The 2,883-nt window shown below is 55.4% G+C and carries 1 rRNA gene; it reads right to left on the reverse strand.

Annotated elements, in window-relative coordinates:
• Positions 1 to 87: 87 nt before the first annotated feature.
• Positions 88 to 2,883, reverse strand: a 23S ribosomal RNA gene (locus PSEJ31_RS0113950); the annotation flags it as partial.

Raw genomic sequence — 2,883 nt, forward strand, 5'->3', positions numbered from 1 at the left:
GCCGCACCGTCTCGCATAGGGACTTGGGATGTAGTGAGCGGCGGATGGCTATCGACTGTCGTCGAGTCCAAGGCCACTTGAGGTTATATGGTCAAGCCGCACGGATCATTAGTACTGGTTAGCTCAACGCATTGCTGCGCTTACACACCCAGCCTATCAACCACCTGGTCTTGATGGTTCCTTCAGGGGACTTGTGTCCCGGGAGATCTCATCTTGAGGCGCGCTTCCCGCTTAGATGCTTTCAGCGGTTATCGCTTCCGAACATAGCTACCCGGCAGTGCCACTGGCGTGACAACCGGAACACCAGAGGTTCGTCCACTCCGGTCCTCTCGTACTAGGAGCAGCCCCTCTCAAATCTCCAACGCCCATGGCAGATAGGGACCGAACTGTCTCACGACGTTCTGAACCCAGCTCGCGTACCACTTTAAATGGCGAACAGCCATACCCTTGGGACCGACTACAGCCCCAGGATGTGATGAGCCGACATCGAGGTGCCAAACACCGCCGTCGATATGAACTCTTGGGCGGTATCAGCCTGTTATCCCCGGAGTACCTTTTATCCGTTGAGCGATGGCCCTTCCATACAGAACCACCGGATCACTAAGTCCTACTTTCGTACCTGCTTGATCCGTCGATCTTGCAGTCAAGCACGCTTATGCCTTTGCACACAGTGCGCGATGTCCGACCGCGCTGAGCGTACCTTCGAGCTCCTCCGTTACTCTTTAGGAGGAGACCGCCCCAGTCAAACTACCCACCATACACGGTCCCCGACCCGGATTACGGGCCCAGGTTAGAACGTCAAGCACATCAGGGTGGTATTTCAAGGATGGCTCCATGCCAGCTGGCGCCGACACTTCATAGCCTCCCACCTATCCTACACAGACGAACTCAACGTTCAGTGTAAAGCTATAGTAAAGGTTCACGGGGTCTTTCCGTCTTGCCACGGGAACGCTGCATCTTCACAGCGATTTCAATTTCACTGAGTCTCGGGTGGAGACAGCGCCGCTGTCGTTACGCCATTCGTGCAGGTCGGAACTTACCCGACAAGGAATTTCGCTACCTTAGGACCGTTATAGTTACGGCCGCCGTTTACCGGGGCTTCGATCAAGAGCTTCGCCTTGCGGCTGACCCCATCAATTAACCTTCCGGCACCGGGCAGGCGTCACACCCTATACGTCCACTTTCGTGTTTGCAGAGTGCTGTGTTTTTGATAAACAGTCGCAGCGGCCTGGTCACTTCGGCCTCCCTCAGCTATAGCCCGCATGGGCCACCAAAGGAGGCGCACCTTCTCCCGAAGTTACGGTGCCATGTTGCCTAGTTCCTTCACCCGAGTTCTCTCAAGCGCCTGAGAATTCTCATCCTACCCACCTGTGTCGGTTTTCGGTACGGTCTGCGTGAGCTGAAGCTTAGGGGCTTTTCCTGGAAGCGTGGTATCAGTCACTTCGCCCTAAAGGGCTCGTCTCGGTGCTCGGTGTTGACCTCCCGGATTTGCCTAAGAGATCCACCTACCGCCTTTCCCCGGGACAACCAACGCCCGGTAGACCTAACCTTCTCCGTCCCCCCATCGCACTCACGCGAGGTACTGGAATATTAACCAGTTTCCCATCGACTACGGCTTTCGCCCTCGCCTTAGGGGCCGACTCACCCTGCGCCGATTAACGTTGCGCAAGGAAACCTTGGGCTTTCGGCGTGCGGGCTTTTCACCCGCATTATCGTTACTCATGTCAGCATTCGCACTTCCGATACCTCCAGCAGGCCTCTCGACCCACCTTCGCAGGCTTACGGAACGCTCCTCTACCGCGCACACAAAGTGTGCACCCCAAGCTTCGGTTTACCGCTTAGCCCCGTTAAATCTTCCGCGCAGACCGACTCGACCAGTGAGCTATTACGCTTTCTTTAAAGGGTGGCTGCTTCTAAGCCAACCTCCTGGCTGTCTGTGCCTTTCCACATCGTTTCCCACTTAGCGGTAATTTGGGACCTTAGCTGTGGGTCTGGGTTGTTTCCCTTTTCACGACGGACGTTAGCACCCGCCGTGTGTCTCCCATACAGTCCGTCTCGGTATTCGGAGTTTGCAATGGTTTGGTAAGTCGCGATGACCCCCTAGCCATAACAGTGCTCTACCCCCGAGAGGATACATATGAGGCGCTACCTAAATAGCTTTCGAGGAGAACCAGCTATCTCCGGGTTCGATTAGCTTTTCACTCCTAATCACACCTCATCCCCTACCTTTGCAACGGGAGTGGGTTCGGGCCTCCAGTGCGTGTTACCGCACCTTCACCCTGGGCATGACTAGATCACCCGGTTTCGGGTCTACAGCCCGCGACTATGCGCCCTATTCAGACTCGGTTTCCCTTCGCCTCCCCTATACGGTTAAGCTTGCCACGAACTGTAAGTCGCTGACCCATTATACAAAAGGTACGCAGTCACCCTTGCGGGCTCCTACTGCTTGTACGCACACGGTTTCAGGGTCTATTTCACTCCCCTCTCCGGGGTTCTTTTCGCCTTTCCCTCACGGTACTGGTTCACTATCGGTCGGTCAGGAGTATTTAGCCTTGGAGGATGGTCCCCCCATGTTCAGACAGGGTTTCTCGTGCCCCGCCCTACTCGTCTTCACTGGCATGGCCCTTTCGAATACAGGGCTATCACCTTCTATGGCCGACCTTTCCAGGTCGTTTTTCTAGAACCATGCCAGCTTAAGGGCTAGTCCCCGTTCGCTCGTCACTACTGAGGGAATCTCGGTTGATTTCTTTTCCTCCGGTTACTTAGATATTTCAGTTCACCGGGTTCGCCTCCAGCACCTATGGATTCAGTGCAGGATACTGCCGAAGCAGTGGGTTTCCCCATTCGGACATCGCGGGATCAATGCTTGTTGCCAGCTCCCCC

Source organism: Pseudoxanthomonas sp. J31, assembly GCF_000510725.1.
Taxonomy (GTDB): Bacteria; Pseudomonadota; Gammaproteobacteria; order Xanthomonadales; family Xanthomonadaceae; genus Pseudoxanthomonas.